This window comes from Mesorhizobium sp. M0923 (genome assembly GCF_040319365.1).
Taxonomy (GTDB): domain Bacteria; phylum Pseudomonadota; class Alphaproteobacteria; order Rhizobiales; family Rhizobiaceae; genus Mesorhizobium.
In genome coordinates this window covers 50,019-66,874 of record NZ_JAMYNW010000022.1, presented here as the reverse complement: position 1 = coordinate 66,874, position 16,856 = coordinate 50,019, and the positions used below count along the sequence as shown (strand labels likewise).

Below are 16,856 nucleotides of genomic sequence, written 5' to 3'. Positions count from 1 at the left end.
AACATGCCGATTACGCTGCTTGACGGAATTCTCGTCGGCTTCACCCTGGTCTCGGCGATGCTCGCCATGGTTCGCGGCTTTTCGCGCGAGATCCTGTCGATCATCTCCTGGGCAGTTGCCGCTGCGGCGGCCTTCTTCTTCTACAAGCCGGTGCTGCCTTACATTCAGCCCTATATCGACAACGAAAAGGCAGCCATGGCGGCGGCCGCCGGTATCGTCTTCATTGTCGCGCTGATCGTCGTTTCGGTCATCACCATGAAGCTCGCCGACTGGATCATCGATTCCAGGATCGGCGCGCTCGATCGCACACTTGGCTTCCTCTATGGCGCGGCGCGCGGCATCCTGGTGGTCGCGGTCGCACTGCTGTTTTTCAATTGGCTGGCCGGCGCCAAAGCTCCAGGCTGGATTGCCAACGCCAAGTCAAAGCCGCTGCTCGAATCGATCGGTGCCAAGCTGGAAAGCCTGCTGCCCGAGGATCCGGAAAACGCCATCCTCAACAAGCTCAATCCGAATCAGCCGGCCACCGAGACGCCTCTGGCCCCCGACCCGCCTGCAGCGGAAGCACCTGCCGCCGGCGACGACGCCACTGCTCCGGCACCCGATGACAGCGACGCTCCGCCGGCCGACAATGCGCCCGCGACGCCGGCACCTGCAAACCCCGCGCCGGCAAACTGATTTCGGCAGACTTGCTCGCCTCGAGACTGTCGATCATGTGAACGTCGCACGACGTGCGTTGCTTTCGATGCGCTATGACCTTATATGGCGACTTTAGCGGAGCTTGAGCCCCCAATGGCAGTCTCAGTGGCAGACGCAGACGACGTGCTTTCCGCCGAAGCCGACGACCATTTCCACGACGAATGCGGCGTGTTCGGTATTTTCGGCCGGCAGGACGCCGCAGCCATCGTAACACTCGGCCTGCATGCGTTGCAGCATCGCGGCCAGGAAGCGGCCGGCATCGTTTCCTACGACGGCACTCAATTCCATGTCGAACGCCATGTCGGCCTGATCGGCGACACCTTCACCAAGCAGCGTGTCATCGACAGCCTGCAAGGCAACCGTGCCATCGGCCACACACGCTATGCCACCACCGGTGGCGCTGGCTTGCGCAACATCCAGCCTTTCTTCGCCGAACTTGCCGATGGCGGCTTTGCCGTCGCCCATAACGGCAATCTCACCAACGCCATGACCGTTCAGCGCGCCCTGCAGAAGCAGGGCGCCATCTTCTCTTCCACCTCCGACACCGAGACGCTCTTGCATCTGGTCGCCACCAGCAAGGAGCGCGACCTCAATTCGCGCTTCATCGATGCGGTGCGCCAGGTCGAAGGCGCCTTCTCGTTAGTGGCAATGACGTCCAAGAAGATGATCGGTTGCCGCGACCCGCTCGGTATCCGGCCGCTGGTGCTAGGCGATCTCGACGGCGCCTGGATTCTCGCCTCGGAGACCTGTGCGCTCGATATTATCGGGGCGCGTTTCGTGCGCGACCTGAAGCCCGGCGAAATGGTCGTCGTCACCAGCAAGGGCATCGAAAGCCTGTTCCCGTTCGAGCCGCAGAAGACCCGCTTCTGCATTTTCGAATATGTCTACTTCGCCCGGCCGGATTCTTCGGTCGAAGGCCGCAATGTCTACGAGGTACGCAAGCGCATCGGCGCCGAGCTGGCACTGGAGAGCCCGGTCGAGGCCGACATTGTCGTGCCGGTGCCGGATTCGGGCACACCGGCGGCGATCGGCTTTTCGCAGGCCGCGGGCATTCCGTTCGAGCTCGGCATCATCCGCAATCACTATGTCGGCCGCACCTTCATCCAGCCCGGCGATTCGATCCGCCACATGGGCGTCAAGCTCAAGCACAACGCCAATCGCCGCATGATCGAAGGCAAGCGTGTGGTGCTGGTCGACGATTCGATCGTACGCGGCACCACCAGCCAGAAGATCGTGCAGATGGTGCGCGATGCCGGCGCCAAGGAGGTGCATATGCGCATCGCCTCGCCGCCGACGCGCGCCTCGTGCTTTTACGGCGTCGACACACCGGAAAAGTCGAAGTTGCTGGCCTCGCGCATGTCGGTGGAGGAGATGGCCGAGTTCATCCGCGTCGATTCGCTCGGCTTCCTCTCGATCGACGGGCTCTACCGGGCCGTCGGCGAAGCCGGCCGCGACAACGAGCAGCCGCAATTCTGCGACGCCTGCTTCACCGGCCAGTATCCGACCCGGCTTGCCGATTTCGAAGGCTCCGACAATGTCCGCACGCTTTCGCTCTTGGCGGCGGGCGGGTCGTAAGGTTGCCGGATCGCCATTTGTCTTCGCCAGGTTACCCCCCTCTGCCCTGCCGGGCATCTCCCCCTCAAGGGGAGAGATCGGCTGAACTGTCGACTTTCGCCAATCGCGACGGTCGCAGAACAGGCGCTGAGCCTGATGAGGGCCAATCTCCCCCCTTGAGGGGGAGATGCCCGGCAAGGCAGAGGGGGGTGCTTCACGCCGACCTCATGGAAGTTCAAGCATGACCCTCGATCTCTCCGGCCGCGTTGCGGTCGTCACCGGCGCCTCGCGCGGTATCGGCTATTTCATCGCCAGGGAGCTTGCCGCAGCCGGTGCGCATGTGATTGCGGTTGCCCGCACCGTCGGCGGGCTGGAAGAGCTCGACGACCAGATCAAAGCAGGCGGCGGACAAGCGACGCTCGTCCCGCTCGATCTTGCCGACATGGCGGGGATCGACCGGCTGGGCGGCGCCATCCACGAGCGCTGGGGCAAGCTCGACATACTGGTCGCCAACGCCGCTGTGCTCGGCGTCATCGCCCCGATCGGCCATGTCGAGGCAAAGACCTTCGAGAAGGTGATGACCATCAACGTCACCGCAACATGGCGGCTGATCCGCTCGGTCGACCCGCTGCTGAGGCTTTCCGATGCCGGCCGCGCTATCGTGCTGAGCTCCAGCCTGGCCCACTCCGCACGCGCCTTCTGGGCGCCTTATGCGGCGTCGAAGGCGGCGGTCGAGGCCATGACGCGTTCGTGGGCCCATGAGACCGAAAACCTGCCGCTCAGGGTCAACGCCGCCGATCCCGGGGCAACGCGCACCGCGATGCGGGCGCAGGCCGTACCCGGCGAGTATCCGGAAACGCTGCCGCACCCTTCGGAGATCGCCAAGCGTATCGTGCCGTTGGCCAGCCCTGCGCTCAAGGAGACGGGGCTGATCTTCCAGGCCAAGCACAACCGCTTTGTCGCCTACCGGCAGCCGGAGTAAGCGGCCTTGCATCACGCGGCTGTGATGCCGTGGCTTAACGCCGCGCTTCGGCCCAGCTTTCGCCGCTTGGCCGGAGTTGCTAGGATCGCACCGACTCCCAAAACAAGCAGAGCGAGGAAACACCCATGGCGGCACCGAGCGTAGCGTTGGTCTGGTATCTGGTGATCGCCGGCCCGCAAGGCGGCATGGTCGTGCTGCCCAGCACCTTCGACACCCGCGAACAGTGCACCTCCGCCGTCACCGAATACCAGAAGCAGCCGACGCCGGCCGGCTGGTCGGTGCAGTGCGTGCCGAGTGCCTCGCCGTTCGCGGACGAGGGCGACGCCGAGGAGCCGTCGGCGCAGTAGGAGCGTCATCTCCTCCCTTGAGGGGAGATGCCAAGTTTTGGCAAAGAGGGCAGGCCAGAGGGGGTCGACAGGCGTGGAGCGCCAGCCTCCATCTGCCGCAGCAGGCCGAGCCCCGTCGGACCAACCCCCTCTACCCTGCCGTGCATCTCCCCCTCAAGGGGAGAGATTGGCAGCATCAGCGTCGTGCGCTTACCGTCAGCTCCGGCTTCTGACTGATGGTCTGCAACACGACGCAGTAGCGCTCGGTCAACTTGATCAGCGCATCGATGCGCTCCTGCGGCTCGTCGGTGTCGAGGCCGAATGTCAGCCGGATGGCGCGGAAGCCAACCGGCGCATCCCTCGCCACGCCAAGCGTGCCGCGAAAGTCGAGATCGCCTTCGGCTTCCACCGTGGCGGCCCCAAGCTTGAATTCCAGCGCCGTGGCCACCGCCTTCAGCGTGACGCCGGCGCAAGCCACCAGCGCCTCCAGCAGCATGTCGCCGGAGCAGAGTTCGAACCCGGTGCCGCCGGTCGCCGGATGCAGCCCGGCAATGGCGATCGCCCTGCCTGTCTCGACCTTGCAGGCGATCGATTGGTCGTCGATCGAGCCTTTGGCGCGGAGAGTAATCAGCGCGCGCGAGGCGTCGTCGCGATAGGCCTCCTTCAGCGGCACCTGCATGGCCTTCAATGCGATCGCGTCCATTTCATTTCCCTCCCATAGTTGCCTGGCTTCGCTGCTTAACGGCGGTGTCGGCTGCCCCAAACGCAAGTCCCCGCTGGCGTAGCGCTTGGCAGGGCTTCGCCCCGTATAGCCTGACGATACGGGGAGCATCCAACGCCTTCACACCCTCTCTCGCAACACATTCGTAAGGCCGCCGGACATATGGCCGATATCGCCATCCTGGAAATCCGCGAAAGGGCTTCGCCGGCAGCCTGTTCACCGGGGCTGCCGGTCTGCTGTTTCGATGCATGACGCCTCGATCAAGCTGACACTATGGTGTCAGGACGGGGCAGCGTAAGCTGGTGAGATGACGGAATCGCTGGATATGCCAGGCACAGTGGAAAGCGCCCGCGAACGCACCCTCGGCATCATCCTGGTTTCGGCATCGGCGGCCGTCTTCGGCCTCACCGGCGTGCTGACCAAATCGATCCATTCCGACCCGCTGACGATTACCTGCTGGCGCGGCTTCGTCGGCTCGATCCTGATCAGCCTCTATGTGCTATGGCGTCGCCAGCGCTCCGGCGGTCGCGGCAGCCTGCGGCTCGGCTGGCGCGGCTGGCTGCTGGCGATTGAGGGCGCGCTCGCCAGCATCGCCTTCATCTCGGCGTTCAAGTTCACCTTTGTCGCCAATGTCGCCATCATCTACGCCACCGCCCCTTTCGTCACCGCGCTGCTGGCCCTCCTGTTGGTCCGCGAACCGTTCCGGCTGCAGACGCTTGCTGCCGCTGCCGTGTCACTATGCGGGGTGGCGATCATGGTCTGGTCGGGCTTCGGCACCGGCCATCTGTTCGGGGACGGGCTGGCGCTGCTGATGACGATCGGCAGCGCCCTCTACATGATCATGGTGCGCACCTTCCGCGATACGCCGGTGGTGTGGGCGGGTGCGGTGTCGGCATTCCTTTTGTTCGTGCTCGGCTGGTTCGTCACCGATCCGCTGGCCGTCTCGGCCAGGGACGCATTGCTTCTAGCCACCTTCGGCTCCTCGTTCGCGCTTGCCTCGATCCTGTGGACGGAGGGCGCCCGGCTCATTCCGGCGGCCGAGTCCGGACTGCTGGGTTCGGCCGAAGTGCCATTCGCGATCCTGTTCGCCTTCCTGTTCCTGGCGGAAATCCCGCCGGCAGCCAGCATGGTCGGCGGCGCAATCGTGCTTTGCGCCGTGTTCGCTCACGCCGGCCGTGACTGGCTGATGGCCAGGCAGCGCGCAGCGGATGCATGACCAAAATCCTCGCCACGCCCGAGGGCGAGTTGGAGGTCCGATCACGCGAAATCCGTGCCTGAAAATAAATTTGAAAAGTCATGGAACCATCATCGGGCTCAGGCATTATGGCTGCGACGGGCCACCCCCAAGTCCCCCCAAACCCCTCGGCCCGTCCTACTCAGAAGCCGACCGCAAGGTCGGCTTTTTCTTTGCTGACTCAACTGGCCAAGCCCAGGTTGCCGCTGAACAACGCGGCCAGATCCTGCGCCGGCCGGTCGGCATCCTCACGCAAGCGGATGGCGAATTCGGCGACCGGCACCGGCGGCAGATCAAGATCGCGCGGCGCCTCGACGATGCCGGAATGAGCGAAGCGCGCCGTCCTCAACGTCAAAGCGATGCCAGCGTGTACCGCCGTACGCAGGCCGGCAAGGCTGGCACTGCCGGCAGCAATGCGATAGCGGCGGCCGGCCGCATCCAGTGCACTGGTCGCTGCATCGCGAAACCCGCAATGGGGATCGAGCAGCGCCAAGGGCAATTCCTCTTGGCGGGTGGCCAAGCCGTTTTGTGAGCAAAGCCAGATCATTGGCTCTTTGAGCACGCCGACTTCGTCCCGCGTCGGCGCCTGTCGCATGGCAATGGCCAGATCAAGGGTGCCGGCTTGCAAAGCCTGCGCCAGTTCGGCGGAGCGGCCGACACGCAATTCGATCCTGACGCGCGGATGGCTGACGGCGAAGGCCCTGAGAAGCTGCGGCAAGCCGCTGTCGGCGAAATCCTGCGTCGTGCCGATGGCGACGCGCCCATCGGCATGCGCCCCTTTGAGGGCCAGCCACGCCTCGCGGTGCGCAGCAAGAATGCGCCGCGCGTGGCCGACCAGATCCTCGCCCGCCGGCGTCAGGCCACGCCCTCGCCCCTGCGGCACCAGCAGCGGTTCGCCGACTACATCCTCCAGCCGCTGCATCTGCGCGGTCACCGCCGACGGCGAGCGGCCGACGATCGACGCAGCCTGCGCCAGCGAGCCGCTATCGACGAAAGCGAGGAAAGTTTTGAGGAGGTCGGGATCGAGCGCCTGCATAATTCGATAATATCTAAGTGTTTATCAAAAACAATTCGATTTTTCTGACTCAAGAACGATGGCATGATTTTCTCGACGGCGAAGAGACGCCGCTTGAAACCGAGGAGAAGAAACATGCCGATCATCAATGTCAGCGTTACCGGCAAGCCCGATGCCGCTTTGTCCGCCGCTATTGCCAAGGAGGTGACCGAACTGACGGCCACGCATCTGCGCAAGGACGCGACGATCACAGCTGTCGCGATTTCCTATCTCGACCCCGAGCACTGGTTCGCCGGCGGCAAGTCGCTGGCCGAGCACGGCGCCAACACGGCTTGGCTCGACATCAAGGTCGTCGACGGCACCAACACCAAGCTCGAACTGGAGGCCTATCTCCAGGCAATCTTTGCAGCATTCGGCCGGCTGCTAGGCAAGGTCCATGAGGAAAGCTATGCCCTCGTGCACGAAGTGCCGGCGGCCGCGTATGGCTTTGGCGGCAAGACGCAGGAATTCCGCTTCATCAGCGGGAGGATGAAGGCGGCGTAGCTGCGATTTGTGGAGAAGGCAGCCGAGCCCACTGATAGCAGGAGAGACGGAAAAATGAAGCCGCATTGACGTTGATCCAACTTCGGCTAGGTTCTCACCCGAAGCGGCCACTGAAGAGCCGCGACGTGAGATTGTTGGGAGATGCGGCGATGATCCTGACACTGGCGCTGCTTGCGGGTCTTGTCACGGCCTGGCTGCTGATCGGCGTGGTGGAGAAGTTCCGCCTCGGCCTGCGCTTGAGCCAGGCGCTGCTCTACGTGCCGTTCAAGCTCGCCTACCGGATCAACGACGAGCGAATCAAGATTGCCCGCAAGTCGGCGGCTCCGGTCATCTACGTCGTCTGGCATCAGTCGCGCCTCGAGCCGGCATTGATGCTGTCGCTGCTGCCGGAGGACACGCTGCACATTCTCGACCCGGCTTCGGCCAGATCGCCCTGGCTGGAACCATGGCGCGAGCTTGGCCGCACCATCGCCTTCAACGCCGAGCACGTCTTCGTCAGCCGCAGACTGGTGCGGGTGCTGAAGGGCAAGGGCCGGCTCGCGGTTTACCTTCCGAATGCGGTCGAGCCCGACGTCAAGTCGTTTCGATTGTTCCGCGCCATCACCCGTATCGCCATGCAGGCCGACGCTCGCATCGTGCCGATCTTCGTTGCCGGCGCGCGCAGCCTGCCGGCGTCGCTGACGCCGGCAGACAAGGCGCCGCGCCACTGGTTCCCGCAGCTGTCGATCAGCGCGCTGGAGCCGATGACCATCGCCGAGTTGGTGGCGCGGAACCCCAATCAGGCCTCCAATACCAATGCGCTGTTCGATCGCTTCGCCGAGGCCAGGCTTTTTGGCAGTGATCTCGACCGAGGGCTGTTCCTTGCCATGCGTGATGCCGCCGACCGTGTCGGCGCTTCGCACCCAATTATCGAAGACATCATCGGCGGTGCGCTGAGCTACCGGAAAATGTTTATCGGTGCCAGGGTTTTGGGCCGCCGCTTCGAGGCAATGACAGCGCCGAGCGAAGCGGTTGGGCTGCTCCTGCCCAACGCCAATGGCCTCGTGCTGGCGTTCGTCGGTGTTTTGTCGGCTGGGCGAGTGGCAGCAATGATCAACTATACCGCCGGCCCAGCGAGCGTCACCGCCGCCATCCGCACGGCGGTGATCCGCACCGTGGTCTCCTCACGCGCCTTTGTCGAAAAGGCCAACCTCGCCGACATAGTCGAGGCGGTGGAAAAGGGCGGAGCCAAACTGCTCTGGCTGGAGGATGTTCGCGCAAGCGTGACCGCGCTGGACAAGCTCGCTGCCGCCTTGCTGTGGCGATGGCCGTTGCAGCGCCAGAATGCAGCCAAGCCGGCGGTGATCCTGTTCACCTCCGGCTCGGAAGGCACACCCAAGGCAGTTGTGCTGTCGCACCGGAACCTTCTTGCCAATGCCATGCAGGCCGAAGCCCGCATCACCATCTCGCCGGTCGACATCCTGCTCAACGTGCTGCCGGTGTTCCACTCGTTCGGCCTGACCGGTGGCACCATCCTGCCGCTGGTCACCGGCGTAAAACTGTTCCTCTACCCCTCACCGCTCCACTACAAGCTTATTCCGGAGGTGGCGCGCAAGGTCCGGCCAACGGTGATGTTCGGCACCGACACGTTCCTCGCCAACTATGCCCGCACCGCCAAGGACGGCGATTTTTCCAGCCTGCGCTTTGTCGTCGCCGGTGCCGAGGCGGTGAAGCCGGAGACGCGCCGGGTTTATCGCGAACGCTTCCAGGCCGAGATCATCGAAGGTTTTGGCTTGACCGAGGCCGCACCGGTGGTCGCCGTCAACACCGCCATCCACGGTCGCGACGGCACGGTCGGGCGGCTGCTGCCGGCCATGCGCATGAAACTCGAACCGGTCGAAGGCATTAGCGACGCCGGCCGGCTGTGGCTCGACGGGCCGAACCTGATGATGGGCTACATGACCGCCGATCGGCCGGGCGAGCTACTGCCGCTCGAAGGCTGGCACGACACCGGCGATATCGTCTCGGTCGATCGCGAAGGCTTCATCACCATTCGCGGCCGCGCCAAGCGCTTCGCCAAGATCGCCGGCGAGATGGTATCGCTTGGTGCGGTCGAGATGCTGGTGCAGTCGCTGTGGCCGGAAGAGCATCACGCCGTGGTGGCGGTGCCGGACAGACGGCGCGGCGAGCGCCTCGTCCTGGTCACCACCGCCGACAGTGCCAATCCCGACGAATTGCGCGAATTCGGCAAGAAGGCCGGGGCGGCCGAACTGATGGTACCGAACGACATCGTCAAGGTCGAGGAAATCCCGGTGCTGGGCTCGGGCAAGACCGACTATGTCTCGACAAGAAAGCTGGCGCTCGAGAGGCTGGGACTGAGCGCTGCCGCCTGAGGTTTTCCAGACCTTTCCAAAACTCTAGAGGACCACTACCGATAACAGCAGAATGACGCCGACGGCCATCATCAGCAGGCCCGGCCAATTCTGTGACAAGCCGAGAAAACGGAGCCCGCGCCGCCGCGGCTCCAGAGTCGGACCTGGTGTTGCGAGATTGGGCCTCGGGCTATCCGGCGCGGTGGAGACAGCGGCCGGCTCACTGAGCCGCCCGCGCATGATGGCTGCAACCGCCATATATACGAGGCCGGCGACAGTCAGTAATGCGCCAATGAGGATGACAGCCATTTCTCGTATTCCGATGATTCTGGGCCCGATGCGGCAGCTTGCGCGACGTTGACGATCACGAGCAGTCGCTCAAACGGACCTACCGACACAAACGGTCAGGCGCCCAGCAAGTTCCGAAAACGTGGTTTTGAAGGGCGTTCCACAGCGCCGCGTGCGAAATTGGCACCAAATCTGTCAGCCGATGTCCGAGGACGGTACCTTCTCGCCTTCGCGCTTGGCGCGTCTGGAATAGGCGCGCACGCTGAATGGCAAAAACAGCAAATAGCCGGCAACCGAAGCCGTCAGCGTATACCAGGGATAGGTCATCAAAAGCAGGACGTAGAGGACGACTGCGAGGATGATCGGCAGCACTCTGTCGCCCGGTATCCTGACGCTCTTGCCGGAATAGACGGGCAGTCGGCTGACCAGCAGGAACGCCACCAATATTGTAAAGCCGGTGGCAATGAAGGCCGCCAGGCGGCTGGGTTCAAGGCCAAGCCTGAGGAAGAACAGATAGAGCGGCAGCATCACCAGCACCGCACCCGCCGGCGCCGGCACGCCAACGAAATATTCGGTTTGCCACTGCGGACGGTCGAGCTCTTCGTCGAGCACGTTGAAGCGGGCAAGCCTCATCCCACAGGCGATGGTAAACAGCAGCGCCGCGATCCAACCCGGCGAACCTGCCCTGTCGAGCAGAAAGGCATAAAGCACTAGCGCCGGTGCCACGCCGAAATTGACGATATCGGCCAGCGAATCCATCTGGGCGCCGAATTTGGAGGTCGCCTTCAGCATTCGCGCCAGGCGGCCGTCGATACCATCGAGGAAGGCGGCGAGCAGTACCATCACCACCGCCGGCTCGAAGCGGCCTTCGAAGCCGAAGCGGATGCCGGACAGGCCGGCGCAGATGGCAAGCACGGTGACCAGATTGGGCAGCACCATGCGCATCGGGATTTCACGGATGCGCGGGCCGCCGCCGCCATGCGCCTCGAATTTCTTGAACGGCGGGGCCACCGGTCAGGATATCCGCACGAGCGGCGTTGCGGCAACGCCGCCGAATTCCGCCAGCACCGTCTCACCGCCTACCGCCGTCTGGCCGACGGCAACGCGCGGCGTCGCCGTCGAGGGCAGGAATACGTCCACGCGCGAGCCAAAGCGGATCAGCCCGAAGCGCTCGCCGGTGCCGATGGCGCCGCCGGTCTCGGCCCAGCAGACGATCCGCCGCGCCACCAGGCCGGCGATCTGCACCGCAGCCACCGTGCCGTTGGGGCTCTCTATGACCAGCCCGTTGCGTTCGTTCTCGGTGCTTGCCTTGTCGAGTTCGGCGTTGAGGAATTTTCCTGGCCGATGCTCGATCCTGGAGATGCGGCCACGCACCGGGGCGCGGTTCACGTGGCAGGAAAAGACATTCATGAATACCGAGATGCGGGTCATTTCGCCGCCGCCGAGGCCAAGCTCGCGCGGCGGCACGGCCGGGCCGACGGCCGAGACGATGCCGTCCGCCGGGCTGACAACCAGCCGGTCGTCGATCGGCGTGACACGCTCGGGATCGCGGAAGAAATAAGCGCACCACGCGGTCAGAATGAGACCGATCCAGAACAGGGTCGAGGAGAAATAGCCAAGAAAAAGCGTCGCCGCGCCGAACGCAGCGATAAAGGGATAACCCTCGCGATGGATCGGAACGAACGCATTTTTGATCGTGTCAACGAGGCTCATGGGATGAGGGCAACCTTGGTTCCAAGTCCGGCCTCAATAGCGGAAACACCCCTTCGCCGCAACGCGACAATCAGGCGGTCGGGTGTTGGCGGTCGTGCCGCCTCAGGGGCGTCCTTGGCAGCATCCGGACTGCCGAAGTGGTCAACCGGAAATATGTTGATTGCGATTGTCGGCACGAAGCCCCCACGCCCGTCCTTGGCAAGACAGCGCCTCTCATCGGCCTTTCGGCCGTGACGATTTGCGCAAACCCGGAGGTTCTCGGCCCATGCAGAAATCAGCAGCCAGGCAAGCGCAAGTGGTGATGAACGGTCTGGCCTTTGGCGAGTCGCCTCGCTGGCACGATGGCCGGCTGTGGTTCTGCAACTGGGGCACAGGCCAGATCATCGCCGTTGACGCCCTAGGCAACAGCGAGATCGCGCTCATCGTGCCGGCCACCCTGCCCTACTCCATCGACTGGCTGCCGGACGGGCGGCTGCTTGTCGTGTCCGGCCGCGAAGGGCTGATCCTCAGGCAGGAGGCTGACGGGACATTGGTCACCCATGCCGATCTGAGACATCTGTCGAAGAGCCCATGGAACGAGATCGTCGTCGACGGGCGCGGCAACATCTACGTCAATGGTGGTGGGCCGGCTCCGGCTTCCGGCCAGCATTTCGGCCCCGGCACCGTCGTGCTGGTTGCACCTGACGGCTCGGCTCGGCAGGTGGCTGAGAATCTCGCCTTCGCCAATGGCATGGCAGTGACGCCCGACAACAAGACGCTTGTCGTTGCCGAATCCCACGCCAACCGGCTGACCGCCTTCGACATCGCTGCCGATGGCCACCTTTCCAATCGGAGAGTCTGGGCCAATCTTGGCAACGGTTTTCCCGACGGCATCTGCCTCGATGCCGAAGGTGCCGCCTGGTACGCCGACGTTCCGAACAGGCATTGCGTGCGGGTGCGCGAGGGCGGCACAATGCTCGAAAGCGTCGACGTCGATCGCGGCTGTTTTGCCTGCATGCTCGGCGGCAGCGAGGGAAAAACGCTGTTCATCGTGGCCGCCGAATGGCGCGGCTTCGAACATATGATCAGCGATGCCCGTACCGGCCAGGTGCTCAGCATCGAGGCTACCGCGCCGGGAGCAGGCTGGCCATAGAGAGCTTACACCGCGGGAATCCGCTGGTAATTGGCGATATCGGCCCTGACGCCAAGTCGCGCAATGGTCTCCTGAGGATTGAAGCCGATGCGCTCATGCGCGGCCTTGATGATCGGCACGACCTTATCGACAGCGGCCTGCCCTTCCCATTCGACAATGGTCACGAGGTTGAACTCCCCCGGCCCCGAGAATTGCTCGAGCAGGAAATCCTGGACGAACCCTTGCTGCTGGCGCAGCAATTCATGCGTCATCCGGACCTTGGCAAGAATCTCCTCGCGAGCGTTGGCCGGAACGACAAACTTGTCCACCCGGAATACGCTGCCGCCACTAACTGCCTGATTTATCCCATTCATATCGATTGTCTCCGTTTTTGAACGACGCATCTTGCTACGATCCAAAACGGCCTACGATCTCAACTTAAGTTGAGGTCAAGCACGAATTTCAGCTCACCTCCGAGGTGCGGCGGCGGACGACGACGCCGAACTCGTCGCTTTCGCGGGCAATGCGCAGCCGCTCCTCGGCCTCGCTTGCCTCGCGCTGCCGGTCCCACATCGATGCATATAGGCCGCGCTTGGCCATCAAGGCGGCATGGGTGCCGCGCTCGGCGATCTGGCCGTCCTGCAGGACGATGATCTCGTCGGCCGAAATCACTGTAGACAGTCGATGGGCGATGACGAGGGTGGTGCGGCCCTGGCTGACCAGGTCCAGTGCCGCCTGGATCTCCTGCTCGGTGTGGCTGTCCAGCGCCGAGGTCGCCTCGTCGAGCATCAGGATCGGCGGTGCCTTCAAGATGGTGCGGGCAATCGCCACCCGCTGCTTCTCGCCGCCGGACAGTTTCAGCCCGCGCTCGCCCACCATTGAGCGATAGCCGTCGGGCAGCCGCTCGATGAACGGTCCGATCTGGGCCAGTTCTGCCGCCTTGCGCACATCCTCCTCGCTGGCGCCGATGCGGCCGTAGCGGATGTTGTAGGCGATGGTGTCGTTAAACAGCACCGTGTCCTGCGGCACCATGCCGATGGCGGCGCGCAAGCTCTCCTGCTTGACGTCGCGAATGTCCTGGCCGTCGATCAGAATCGTGCCACGCTGAATGTCGTAGAAACGAAACAAAAGCCGCGAAATGGTCGACTTTCCGGCTCCGGAGGGGCCGACGATGGCCACCGTCTTGCCGGCCGGCACCTCGAAGCTGATGCCCTTCAGTATCTTGCGGTTGGGGTCGTAGGAAAAATGCACGTCACGAAACTCGACCTTACCGGCATCGACGACCAGTGGCTTGGCGCCCGCCCGATCGACGATCTCGCGCTTGACGTCGAGCAGATCGAACATGTTTTCGATGTCGGTCAGGCCCTGGCGAATTTCGCGGTAGATCATGCCGATGAAATTCAGCGGCACCGAAAGCTGCATGAGCATGGCGTTGACGAAGACGAAATCGCCGACGCTCTGCGTGCCTGCCTTCACCTCGAGCGCCGACAGCACCATAACGACGGTCATGCCGATGCCGAAGATCACGCCTTGGCCGAAGTTCAGCCAGCCAAGCGAGGTCCAGGTCCTGGTCGCCGCCACCTCATAGCGCGCCGTGGAACGGTCGAAGCGCTCGGCCTCCATGGCTTCGTTGTTGAAATATTTGACTGTTTCGTAGTTAAGCAGCGAATCGATCGCCTTCGTGCTGGCTTCATTATCGCTGTCGTTCATCTCTCGGCGGATCGAAATACGCCAATCGCTCGCCCTGACGGTGAACCAGACATAGAGCCAGACCGTGACCGCGATCACCAGCACGTAAAGCCAGCCATAGGTGACGGCGAAGATGCCGGCGGTGAGCGCGAATTCGACAATCGTCGGCGCCGTCGCCAGCATGGTGAAGCGGACGATCGTCTCGATGCCCTTGGTGCCGCGCTCGATGACACGCGACAGGCCGCCGGTGCGCCGTTCGAGGTGGAAGCGCAGTGACAATTCATGCATGTGTACGAAGGTGCGGAAGGCGAGCCGGCGCACGGCATGCTGGCCGACCCGTGCAAACAGGGCGTCGCGCAACTGGTTGAAGCCGAGCTGCACCAGCCGCACGGCATTGTAGGCGACGACCAGCATGACCGGCGCTAGCAGGAAGGCCGGCAGCGGCGGCGGAGATTTGGCGTCGCCGGCCAGTGCGTCGGTCGCCCATTTGAAGAAATAGGGTCCGGCCACCAGGGTCAGCTTGGCGGCAACCAGCAGCACGGTTGCCCACACCACCCGCGCCCTCAGGTCGGCGCGGTCGGCCGGCCACATATAGGGCCAGAGATTGCGCAACGTTCTGAAGGTCGAGCCGGAATCGGCGGAAACGGTTTTCTCGGCCATTCTTGTTTACCTTTTTATATCTTAGCGGCCGGAGCAGCAGGAATCGACCAGCGCGGCCAGCGACGCGGAAACATCGGCGAGCGCAGCACGGTCGAGCTCATAGCGCGAGCGCTGGCGGTCAGGCTCGAAGCGGATAAGCCCGGCTTCGACCAGAATCTTCAAATGCTGGGAAACGGTGGACTGCGCCAGGTCGAGATGCTCGACGACCTCGCGACAGCAGCAGGAACGGCTTGCGGAAAGGTGTTTGAGAATTTCGATCCGCGCCGGATGCGAAAGGGCCGCGAGCCGGACAGCGACGGAGCGGCTATCCGGCGTACAGTTGGCCGGCGTGCAGTTGGCCGGCGCGTGTTCATCTGCCGCGCGGCGTCGGTCCGTTACGAGAGAGGATTCGGTCATCGTCCATCGGCGATAAACGATGACTGGCCCTGCCGCAAGCTATCCTGATGGGCAGAACGGCTACTCAGTCTTGACTGGCGCCGTCGTCATCTGGTCGCCCATTGCCTTGAGATCGGCGGGCTCGCCTTCTTTCGATTTCTCCGGCACCTTGAACACCTGCCCCGGCCAGATGCGGTTCGGATTGCTGATCTGGTCCTGGTTGGCGAGATAGATGGTCGAGTAGCGCATGCCTTGGCCATAGACCCGCCGCGAAATCCGCCACAGCGTGTCGTGGCGGCGGATGATGACTGCGCCATTGGCATGTTCGAGCTTGGGGCCCACGGTCTCGGGAGCTTCGCCCGGAGGCGTCGCGACGGCCATTTCGGCCGGGGCCTCGGTGGCAGGAATGGGGGCAGTTGCGGGCGTTTCGGCGGCTGTCGCCGGTGCGGCTTCGGTGGCCGGAGCGTTCGGCTCGGCTGGTTTTACCTCGGCAGGCTTTGGCTCGGCGGGTGCGACGGCGGCAACCGCCTCGCCCGGCTCGCGTTCGAACGGCACGGCGGCACGAGCCACCACCGTCACCCCGTCGGCGTCGAGCGCGTCGACATGGATGGTGTAGGTGCCGACCGGGACGTCGCGTGTCGCTTCGACCAGGAAGTGGCGGTCGGGCGAGGTCTTCGCGTCGCCGAGCAGGATATCATTGGCATAGGCGCGCACCTTGCGGCCGGGATCGGCGACCCCGGCAACGAAAATCTTGTTGCCGTCGATTTCGACGGCTTCGACGACGACCTTGGGCTCCGCCGTGGAAGTAGCAGGCGCTGCCGGTGTGGCGGGCGCTGCCGGAGCCGGTGCGGCTTCAACAGCGGCCGGCGCGGCAGAAGCAGGCGCTGCTGGAACATCAGCCGCCGGGGCGGCCGGCGCTGCGGCAGCCGGCAATTCGGTGCCGGTGGCGGGTGGCTGAACGGCCGCCTGTTCGCCGGTTGGCGGCGAGGCGTCAGATTTTGCCTCAGGGGCAGGAACAGTGAGCAGTTCGGACGGCTTTCCCGGCTCCTCGACCATTGCCAGCACTTGACCGGTGGAATTCTGGGGAATCGAAACGACGGCGGTCTGCGCCGAGGCGGTCACGACATTGTCGGCCGTAGAGCGAAGCGTGATCGTATAGTCGCCGGGCTTCAGCGGATCGTCGAGAATAATGGCAAAGGCGCCGTCGGGACCGGCGACCGTCGAGCCGAGCACAGTCGAACCGTTGAGAATCTCGACCTTGGCGTTGGGCGCTGCATTGCCGGCGACGACGATCGAGCCGTTGCTTTCGACGCGCACGATGTCGAAGGTCGGCACGATCGCACCTGCAGCGGCCGGCGCGGCGGGCGTCGCCGCATCGGTGGACGCGGCGGGCGCAGACGGCAGCCGCCCCTCGGTTGCCGGAGCGACCGGTTTCGAAACCGGCGGCGTCAGCGCCGCGACTTCCGCAGGCGGGGTAGAATTGAGATACGGGTCGAGTGCGCCCGATACATAGGCGGTTCCCGCCGCAGCGACGGAGCCGCCAGCCGCGAACAAAAACGCCTTCAACGGATTAATTGCCATGTTTCCCTGCCCCTTAG

The 16,856-nt window shown here is 63.9% G+C and carries 17 protein-coding genes; 8 read left to right on the top strand and 9 right to left on the bottom strand.

Translation table 11 applies throughout. The annotated features are described in order from the left end of the window. Positions 1–3: 3 nt before the first annotated feature. From NKH89_RS28570 to NKH89_RS28555, 4 genes are all read left to right on the top strand, one after another. Positions 4–675: a CvpA family protein gene (locus tag NKH89_RS28570; protein ID WP_352910762.1), complete on the top strand. Its 672-nt coding sequence runs from the start codon at positions 4–6 to the stop codon at positions 673–675. A gap of 114 nt (positions 676–789) precedes the next feature. Beyond that, positions 790–2,271 carry an amidophosphoribosyltransferase gene (purF, locus tag NKH89_RS28565; RefSeq protein ID WP_502896949.1) on the top strand — a complete coding sequence of 494 codons (1,482 nt, stop codon included), beginning with the start codon at positions 790–792 and terminating at the stop codon, positions 2,269–2,271. Positions 2,272–2,491: 220 nt separating this feature from the next. Further along, positions 2,492–3,232 (top strand): SDR family NAD(P)-dependent oxidoreductase, encoded by a 741-nt coding sequence (locus NKH89_RS28560; RefSeq protein ID WP_023719839.1) that lies wholly within the window; start codon positions 2,492–2,494, stop codon positions 3,230–3,232. Positions 3,233–3,357: 125 nt separating this feature from the next. Next, positions 3,358–3,579 (top strand): hypothetical protein, encoded by a 222-nt coding sequence (locus tag NKH89_RS28555; RefSeq protein WP_023719840.1) that lies wholly within the window; start codon positions 3,358–3,360, stop codon positions 3,577–3,579. A gap of 175 nt (positions 3,580–3,754) precedes the next feature. Here the strand turns inward: NKH89_RS28555 and NKH89_RS28550 are convergent, their stop codons facing one another. Beyond that, the gene (locus NKH89_RS28550) at positions 3,755–4,261 is read right to left on the bottom strand and encodes an OsmC family protein (RefSeq protein WP_352481824.1); all 507 of its coding nucleotides are present in this window, start codon (positions 4,259–4,261) and stop codon (positions 3,755–3,757) included. Positions 4,262–4,604: 343 nt separating this feature from the next. On the opposite strand from NKH89_RS28550, the gene NKH89_RS28545 reads away from it, so the two are divergent. Beyond that, complete coding sequence (locus NKH89_RS28545; RefSeq protein WP_352910759.1) at positions 4,605–5,495, top strand: DMT family transporter; 891 nt, start codon at positions 4,605–4,607, stop codon at positions 5,493–5,495. Positions 5,496–5,694: 199 nt separating this feature from the next. Here NKH89_RS28545 and NKH89_RS28540 read toward each other — a convergent pair whose 3' ends face one another. Continuing rightward, entirely contained in the window at positions 5,695–6,549 is an 855-nt protein-coding gene (locus NKH89_RS28540; RefSeq protein ID WP_352494864.1) for a LysR substrate-binding domain-containing protein, read from the bottom strand. Between the two features lie 114 nt (positions 6,550–6,663). Here NKH89_RS28540 and NKH89_RS28535 point away from each other — a divergent pair, with 114 nt between their 5' ends. Both NKH89_RS28535 and NKH89_RS28530 read left to right on the top strand, forming a co-directional pair. Beyond that, positions 6,664–7,071, top strand: coding sequence for a tautomerase family protein (locus NKH89_RS28535; protein ID WP_023719843.1), 408 nt, complete (start codon positions 6,664–6,666; stop codon positions 7,069–7,071). A 149-nt stretch (positions 7,072–7,220) separates the two neighbouring features. Beyond that, the gene (locus NKH89_RS28530; RefSeq protein ID WP_023719844.1) at positions 7,221–9,443 is read left to right on the top strand and encodes an AMP-binding protein; all 2,223 of its coding nucleotides are present in this window, start codon (positions 7,221–7,223) and stop codon (positions 9,441–9,443) included. 24 nt (positions 9,444–9,467) lie between these two features. On the opposite strand, the gene NKH89_RS28525 is transcribed toward NKH89_RS28530, so the two are convergent. The 3 genes from NKH89_RS28525 to NKH89_RS28515 all read right to left on the bottom strand — a co-directional run bounded on the left by NKH89_RS28525 (position 9,468) and on the right by NKH89_RS28515 (position 11,423). Then, positions 9,468–9,731: a hypothetical protein gene (locus tag NKH89_RS28525; protein WP_023719845.1), complete on the bottom strand. Its 264-nt coding sequence runs from the start codon at positions 9,729–9,731 to the stop codon at positions 9,468–9,470. 174 nt (positions 9,732–9,905) lie between these two features. Continuing rightward, on the bottom strand, positions 9,906–10,721 hold the full coding sequence (locus tag NKH89_RS28520) for a CDP-alcohol phosphatidyltransferase family protein (RefSeq protein WP_023719846.1): 816 nt from the start codon (positions 10,719–10,721) through the stop codon (positions 9,906–9,908). A 3-nt stretch (positions 10,722–10,724) separates the two neighbouring features. Then, positions 10,725–11,423 carry a phosphatidylserine decarboxylase gene (locus tag NKH89_RS28515; protein ID WP_023719847.1) on the bottom strand — a complete coding sequence of 233 codons (699 nt, stop codon included), beginning with the start codon at positions 11,421–11,423 and terminating at the stop codon, positions 10,725–10,727. Between the two features lie 265 nt (positions 11,424–11,688). Here NKH89_RS28515 and NKH89_RS28510 point away from each other — a divergent pair, with 265 nt between their 5' ends. After that, positions 11,689–12,555 carry an SMP-30/gluconolactonase/LRE family protein gene (locus tag NKH89_RS28510; protein WP_023719848.1) on the top strand — a complete coding sequence of 289 codons (867 nt, stop codon included), beginning with the start codon at positions 11,689–11,691 and terminating at the stop codon, positions 12,553–12,555. A 5-nt stretch (positions 12,556–12,560) separates the two neighbouring features. Here NKH89_RS28510 and NKH89_RS28505 read toward each other — a convergent pair whose 3' ends face one another. From NKH89_RS28505 to NKH89_RS28490, 4 genes are all read right to left on the bottom strand, one after another. Next, positions 12,561–12,908 (bottom strand): hypothetical protein, encoded by a 348-nt coding sequence (locus NKH89_RS28505; RefSeq protein WP_023719849.1) that lies wholly within the window; start codon positions 12,906–12,908, stop codon positions 12,561–12,563. Between the two features lie 88 nt (positions 12,909–12,996). Further along, positions 12,997–14,883 (bottom strand): ABCB family ABC transporter ATP-binding protein/permease, encoded by a 1,887-nt coding sequence (locus NKH89_RS28500; protein ID WP_023719850.1) that lies wholly within the window; start codon positions 14,881–14,883, stop codon positions 12,997–12,999. A gap of 21 nt (positions 14,884–14,904) precedes the next feature. Beyond that, positions 14,905–15,279 (bottom strand): ArsR/SmtB family transcription factor, encoded by a 375-nt coding sequence (locus NKH89_RS28495; RefSeq protein WP_352494862.1) that lies wholly within the window; start codon positions 15,277–15,279, stop codon positions 14,905–14,907. A 60-nt stretch (positions 15,280–15,339) separates the two neighbouring features. Beyond that, positions 15,340–16,839, bottom strand: coding sequence for a LysM peptidoglycan-binding domain-containing protein (locus NKH89_RS28490; RefSeq protein WP_023719852.1), 1,500 nt, complete (start codon positions 16,837–16,839; stop codon positions 15,340–15,342). Positions 16,840–16,856: the final 17 nt, after the last annotated feature.

Excerpts from the sequence above, each read along its gene's own strand:
- NKH89_RS28570 (WP_352910762.1), top strand. The coding sequence starts at position 4 with ATGCCGATTACGCTGCTTGACGGAATTCTCGTCGGCTTCACCCTGGTC.
- purF (WP_502896949.1), top strand. The coding sequence starts at position 790 with ATGGCAGTCTCAGTGGCAGACGCAGACGACGTGCTTTCCGCCGAAGCC.
- NKH89_RS28560 (WP_023719839.1), top strand. The coding sequence starts at position 2,492 with ATGACCCTCGATCTCTCCGGCCGCGTTGCGGTCGTCACCGGCGCCTCG.
- NKH89_RS28555 (WP_023719840.1), top strand. The coding sequence starts at position 3,358 with ATGGCGGCACCGAGCGTAGCGTTGGTCTGGTATCTGGTGATCGCCGGC.
- NKH89_RS28550 (WP_352481824.1), bottom strand. The coding sequence starts at position 4,261 with ATGGACGCGATCGCATTGAAGGCCATGCAGGTGCCGCTGAAGGAGGCC.
- NKH89_RS28545 (WP_352910759.1), top strand. The coding sequence starts at position 4,605 with ATGCCAGGCACAGTGGAAAGCGCCCGCGAACGCACCCTCGGCATCATC.
- NKH89_RS28540 (WP_352494864.1), bottom strand. The coding sequence starts at position 6,549 with ATGCAGGCGCTCGATCCCGACCTCCTCAAAACTTTCCTCGCTTTCGTC.
- NKH89_RS28535 (WP_023719843.1), top strand. The coding sequence starts at position 6,664 with ATGCCGATCATCAATGTCAGCGTTACCGGCAAGCCCGATGCCGCTTTG.
- NKH89_RS28530 (WP_023719844.1), top strand. The coding sequence starts at position 7,221 with ATGATCCTGACACTGGCGCTGCTTGCGGGTCTTGTCACGGCCTGGCTG.
- NKH89_RS28525 (WP_023719845.1), bottom strand. The coding sequence starts at position 9,731 with ATGGCTGTCATCCTCATTGGCGCATTACTGACTGTCGCCGGCCTCGTA.
- NKH89_RS28515 (WP_023719847.1), bottom strand. The coding sequence starts at position 11,423 with ATGAGCCTCGTTGACACGATCAAAAATGCGTTCGTTCCGATCCATCGC.
- NKH89_RS28510 (WP_023719848.1), top strand. The coding sequence starts at position 11,689 with ATGCAGAAATCAGCAGCCAGGCAAGCGCAAGTGGTGATGAACGGTCTG.
- NKH89_RS28505 (WP_023719849.1), bottom strand. The coding sequence starts at position 12,908 with ATGAATGGGATAAATCAGGCAGTTAGTGGCGGCAGCGTATTCCGGGTG.
- NKH89_RS28500 (WP_023719850.1), bottom strand. The coding sequence starts at position 14,883 with ATGGCCGAGAAAACCGTTTCCGCCGATTCCGGCTCGACCTTCAGAACG.
- NKH89_RS28495 (WP_352494862.1), bottom strand. The coding sequence starts at position 15,279 with ATGACCGAATCCTCTCTCGTAACGGACCGACGCCGCGCGGCAGATGAA.
- NKH89_RS28490 (WP_023719852.1), bottom strand. The coding sequence starts at position 16,839 with ATGGCAATTAATCCGTTGAAGGCGTTTTTGTTCGCGGCTGGCGGCTCC.